The sequence below is a fragment of the Bacillus sp. AFS012607 genome, from assembly GCF_002558005.1.
Classification (GTDB): domain Bacteria; phylum Bacillota; class Bacilli; order Bacillales; family Bacillaceae_G; genus Bacillus_A; species Bacillus_A thuringiensis_S.
The window spans coordinates 1-5,417 of the sequence record NZ_NTVM01000056.1 but is presented as its reverse complement, the minus strand read 5'-3'; the positions used below and the strand labels follow the sequence as shown (position 1 = coordinate 5,417).

Sequence of the window (5,417 nt, the reverse complement as noted above, 5' to 3'; positions counted from 1 at the left end):
TCAGAATGACTTGTCTTTTTGTGTTTTATAAAAATAAGAATGGGTGGTAAATCTCAGTTTTTTATAATTTCACTTTATTGTTCACATCAACAAGTTCAAAACGCTCACAGACGAGTAACATATCTTCAGAGAAATTAAGACCAAGCTCATTTAGTTCCTTTGTAAAAAAACGAACATGGGTGTCTCTCCAGTAATTATAAGTACGATCTCCTTCGCCTTCAGCGATAGCGAATTCTTCGCTTACTTCATTCATTGGTGTTACAGTTACTTCTATTATCTTAATAATAGCTACAGGTTCATCATTACTATTAAGTATAATACTATAATCATTAGTGGTCGGTAGCGGTTCATTTTCTAATTCATAAAAAATGTGACCGGAGCATGTAGCAGTTTTAATACCGTCAATTACTAGTTGTGCAAGATAATTAGGGGAATCTCCAAATTGCCAAGCTATAACAGATTCTGGTTTTTTGTTGTTTCCCCAATAAGTATTCCAATATGTCTGTGCTAATTGATTCATTTTATCGTCACCTCACTCTAATTAAATTTAGTCGCTTTATAATTCCTAGGAAATTTATTTATTTACTTATTCTGTCTTTGTGCTCATTTGAAATTTGTATCAGTGTGTTGCAAATTAAAAAGATACTATGTGGAATGAATATGGTTTGTAAATATGTTCTGTATATATATGGAATCTTTAATTTTCCAATTGCATTTTATGATAAAGGATATAGTTACTTAAAGAACGTTCAGACTATTAATGGTAGCTTATTATCACTATGCCATATTGAAGTGAGTAGTACTAGAGTTGAAATAGATAAAAAACCGATATTCTAAAATTGAATATCAGTTTAATGATATGTGACTTATATGAATCTATAGTAATACGAAAAGCGTAAATAAGATAGCCAACAAAATACGATAGTATGCAAAAGGTTTTAAACCTATCTTCTCTAAAAGCTTTAGAAAAGTTACTACCGCTAGCATCGCTACGGTAAAAGAGGTAATGAATCCTACCGCAAACATAGGGATGTCATCGACACTTAAATACTCCCAGCTTTTTAGTAAGTCTAAGCCTGTAGCTCCAACCATTACAGGAAGAGCTATTAGAAAAGAGAACTCGGATGCGGTTTTATAATTTACTTTTGCTAATAGACCTCCAGAGATAGTAGAGCCAGCTCTAGAGAAGCCAGGGTATACTGCTAAGCACTGAAATAATCCAATTGTTAAAGCTTGACGGTATGTTAAATCGTCCAGTGAATAGGCGGTTGCCTCTTTCTTTTTTACTTCTGCAAAGATCATAAGAATTGCCCCTGCTACAAGTCCAATCACAACAGTGTATGGCTGAAATAAGTATGTTTTAATAATATCATGTAGTAGCAAACCAGCCACTACTGCCGGAAATACGCCAAGAAATACATGAAACGCGTTGAATTTTTTCTCTTTCCGTAGAAGAGGCTTAATATTACATAGAGAAACGAGACGTTTATGATATAAAATTGCAATAGCTAAAATTGCGCCTAGCTGAATAACAATTTCAAACGTTTTTGCTCTTTCTCCTTCAAAGTCTAATAAATGCCCGACTAATATAAGGTGGCCAGTAGAAGATATAGGTAAAAATTCAGCTAATCCTTCTACAATACCGAGTATGAAGGCAATAATGATATCGCTCATAGTTTCACTCCTATAAATTAATGAATGTCTACTTTTTTAAAATAGAATAGTGTTGCAATAAATCCGGAAATTGTTGTTACTGCAATGATGATATAAGAATACTCTGGTGGATATGTCGGTTGTAATTCATTATTTGCGATATCTAGAGTAGCGGTCCACGGAAATAAATCTTTATGCTTGGAGTTTACGAGCATAAGATTGGTCATTGTAATAATGACTGTTAATATAATGGGCGGTACATAGCTCTTCATGACAAGAGTTAGTAGTACAATAGGTGAAGACAATAGAAAGAGAAGTCCACCACATATTAAAAATTCTAGGAAAGAACTTAAAAGTAAAGCAATGTTAAAACCAGGGAAATTCCCCAATAGCCCTAATATTAAAGTAAGTGTCCAAGCGACTAAAGTTAGCATCATGATCCAAAGAAAGAGAATGATGAATTTACTTATAATAAAGCTAATGCGCGACACGGGGATAGTTAGTAAATTTTTTAGTGTATCTTCTGCATATTCGCGGGTAAGCAAATATGCAACCACTACTCCATATAAGGGGAATCCTATAACTAAAGTAGTATATAAGTTAACATCAGTGAATAATTGATGGAACCAAATAGTCGGAGTTGGCTCTTTTGTTTTTATATGTATATAAGAGGCTACTACAACTAAGAAAGGTGCGACACCAGCACCAATAATGCTAATTAAAAACATATTAGAGCGTTTTAATTTTAAGAGTTCTGTATAGAGTAGATTAACCAATTGTTCCACCTCCAACTAGCTTGGTGAAATAATCTTCTAGTCTATCTTCACTTATCATCATTTTTAATACTTCAATACCATTAAGAACTAATGTTCTATTTATGTATCCTTGTTGTCCAAAATGAGAGTAAATACGAATATTCCCTTCATCGTGTACTTCATAATCAAAAATTTGAAGATGATTTTCTAATAACATCACAGCTTTATTGTCATTATTCACTTGAAACTCTATGTACTTACGATTTGCTTTACGTAGCGTATCAAGAGAAACTTCTTCTAGTAACTTTCCTTCATGAATAATTCCGATACGATCGACTAACTGTTCTACCTCGGCTAATATGTGACTAGAAATGAGTATGGTTATATTTCTTTCTTGAGCTAAAGAATGAATAAGTTTTCGCATTTCTTTAATACCAATAGGGTCTAGTCCGTTAGTTGGTTCATCTAATATGAGTAGCTCGGGATAATGGAGAAGAGCGCGTGCAATTCCTAAGCGTTGCTTCATTCCTAAAGAATACTTTCCTACTAACTTTTTTGTCTCATGCTGCAAGCCTACTATTTCTAATGCTTCTTCGATAGCATTCTTTTTGTGAACCCCAATTATCTTTGCATTAATTAATAGGTTTTCTTTTGCAGTTAAGTTTTCATAAAATCCTGGAACTTCAACTATAGAACCAATTCTGCTTAAAATATCTTTTTGATTTTGGAATAAGTTCTCTCCAAATATTTCAATCGTTCCACTTGTAGGCTTTATAAGACTAAGCAGCATACGAATGGTTGTTGTTTTACCAGCACCGTTGCGGCCTATGAAGCCATAAATCTCCCCTTGTTGAACATTAATATTTAAATTATCTACTGATTTTTGATTGCCATATACTTTAGTAAGGTTAGTCGTTTTTATAATTGTATTTATAGGAGACACCTGCTTTCTATAAGTTCTTACTTACATCATAAAAAGGAAGGCTTAACTGCATATTAATCATTTCTTAACTATTTCTTAAAAGTATTGTGTTTTGGAATAGAAAAGCCAAAAATAGTTCGTTTCCATGGAGTGCTTTCAACCCATATATGCCCACCATTTCTCTCAACGAGCGCTTTAGAAATAGAGAGCCCGAGACCACTACCACCAAACGAGGAGTTTCTTGATTGTTCGCTTCGGTACATTCGCTCAAACACATTTTGTAAATCATGCTTTGGAATACCAGGGCCTTTGTCCCAAATATGAAGTTCATATTCTCTATCGGTTTCTAGTAGTTCGACTCCTACTATTTTTCCATCCTTTCCGTAATAAATGGCATTTTTCATTAAATTACTCATAATCCGCATAAGGCTCAGATGGTCTGCGATAATAGGGCAAGTAGATTCTGGTATGAGAACTTGCAGTTCGATGTTATGTTTTGAGAGCTCAGGTAAAAATTCAATCAAAACTTCTCTAGTAACTTCAGAAAAGTCGAGTTCTTCTTCTTTTAGTGGAAATTCATTAGCGTCTAGCTTCGCCATATTGAATATTTCATCAACTAGGTGCTTTAAGTTATTTGATTTCATATAAAGTATTTTAAGGTATTCTTGTTTTTCTATTTCAGAAACAGCAACCCCATCTTTTAAAGCATCTATATATCCGATGATGGAGGTGAGTGGTGTTCGTATATCGTGGGAGATACTAGACAAAAGTTGTTTTCTGGATTCCTCGGATCTTTTGGCTTCAATCTGAACTTGCTCTAATTTAGCTATTAGCTCGTTTATTGAAAAAACGATATTATGTAATGAGTGGTCATTGCTTGTGAATAATCTCGTTTGTAAGTTTCCTTTTAGTACACGACTTAATTTAGTATCCATTGCCTTGCGATGTTGAATGAATTGTATTCTTGAAAAGAAGAGATAAATTGTAATTAAGATAAGGATTATAAATAAAGACATTTTTAATCTTGGTTCCATTTGTATGTTTAAAATCCCACAAATGATAAGTTGTAATGTAATAAGGGAGAGGGTTTTATCAGTCTTCAAGCTTTTCACCTACAAACTTATAACCAATTCCCCATATAGTCTGAATGAATTTTGGATTGGAAGGGTCGATTTCTATTTTCTTTCTAAGTTTTCGAATATGTACCATAACGGTATTGTCATCTTCTATATAATTATCGTCCCACACATTTTGGAAGAGCTGTGTTTTTGTAAATACTTGTCCTGGGTTTGAAGTAAAGAATTTTAATAGTTCCAGTTCTTTTCCGGTTAAGTTAATTTCTTCTTTATTTGTATGAACTGTGTATGTATTTAGATTGAAAGTTAGTCCTTTAAAAGATAAAGTTGTTTTTTGTTGAGCAGTATTGCTACTTCCAAGAACTAAAAAACGCCGCATAAGAGCTTTTACTCGTGCAATTACTTCGTGAATGCTGAAAGGTTTTGTAATGTAATCATCAGCACCAATGCTTAAGCCTAAAATTTTATCAATTTCGTGATCTTTAGCGGTGAGCATTAATATAGGTACGTTAGTTTTATATCTAAGCTTTTTACATACCTCGATTCCATCTATTTTGGGCATCATAAGATCTAATATAACGAGGTTATAGTTATTTTGATTAAATAAATGCAAGGCTTCTTCGCCGTTGATTGCAGTGTCTACCATATATAATTCTCGTTCTAAATATATTTTTAATAAATTTCGGATTTCTTTATCGTCGTCTGCTAAAAGGATACGTATATCTTTCATATTTTCACCTGCTTCTAATAGAGTTTTATTGATAGTACAACAACTCTCTAATTATATACTAGTATTTGTTAAAATAAGGTTGCTAGTTTTGTTGGAGGGAAACGTCCGCACGAGTTAAGTCTAGAGCTCAAATTAACTCGAATATGTTTGGAAGAATAAATTAAAGAGAAGCAGAAAGCGTGCTCCGATAATGAAATCCTATAGAGACGTGTCTAGTTAAAAGAGCATAAAAATATTAACTTGAATATCTTTATAAAAAGATGTTGACGATTATACAAATG

Annotated in this window: 6 protein-coding genes; all 6 read right to left on the bottom strand. The window is 33.1% G+C overall.

All coding sequences use genetic code 11. From position 1 onward, the window contains the following. Nucleotides 1-61 precede the first annotated feature (61 nt). On the bottom strand, nucleotides 62-520 hold the full coding sequence (locus CN409_RS30345) for an ASCH domain-containing protein (RefSeq protein ID WP_001072428.1): 459 nt from the start codon (nucleotides 518-520) through the stop codon (nucleotides 62-64). Nucleotides 521-876: 356 nt separating this feature from the next. Next, complete coding sequence (gene uppP, locus CN409_RS30340; protein WP_001279949.1) at nucleotides 877-1,674, bottom strand: undecaprenyl-diphosphate phosphatase UppP; 798 nt, start codon at nucleotides 1,672-1,674, stop codon at nucleotides 877-879. Between the two features lie 17 nt (nucleotides 1,675-1,691). After that, on the bottom strand, nucleotides 1,692-2,429 hold the full coding sequence (locus tag CN409_RS30335) for an ABC transporter permease (protein WP_000247703.1): 738 nt from the start codon (nucleotides 2,427-2,429) through the stop codon (nucleotides 1,692-1,694). Continuing rightward, nucleotides 2,422-3,351, bottom strand: a complete 930-nt coding sequence (locus CN409_RS30330) for an ABC transporter ATP-binding protein (protein WP_000074583.1) — start codon at nucleotides 3,349-3,351, stop codon at nucleotides 2,422-2,424. Before CN409_RS30330 ends, CN409_RS30335 begins: the two co-directional genes overlap by 8 nt. Nucleotides 3,352-3,419: 68 nt before the next feature. Further along, entirely contained in the window at nucleotides 3,420-4,433 is a 1,014-nt protein-coding gene (locus CN409_RS30325; protein WP_000845349.1) for a sensor histidine kinase, read from the bottom strand. Continuing rightward, entirely contained in the window at nucleotides 4,423-5,136 is a 714-nt protein-coding gene (locus CN409_RS30320) for a response regulator transcription factor (protein WP_000652005.1), read from the bottom strand. Before CN409_RS30320 ends, CN409_RS30325 begins: the two co-directional genes overlap by 11 nt. Between the last annotated feature and the right edge of the window lie 281 nt (nucleotides 5,137-5,417).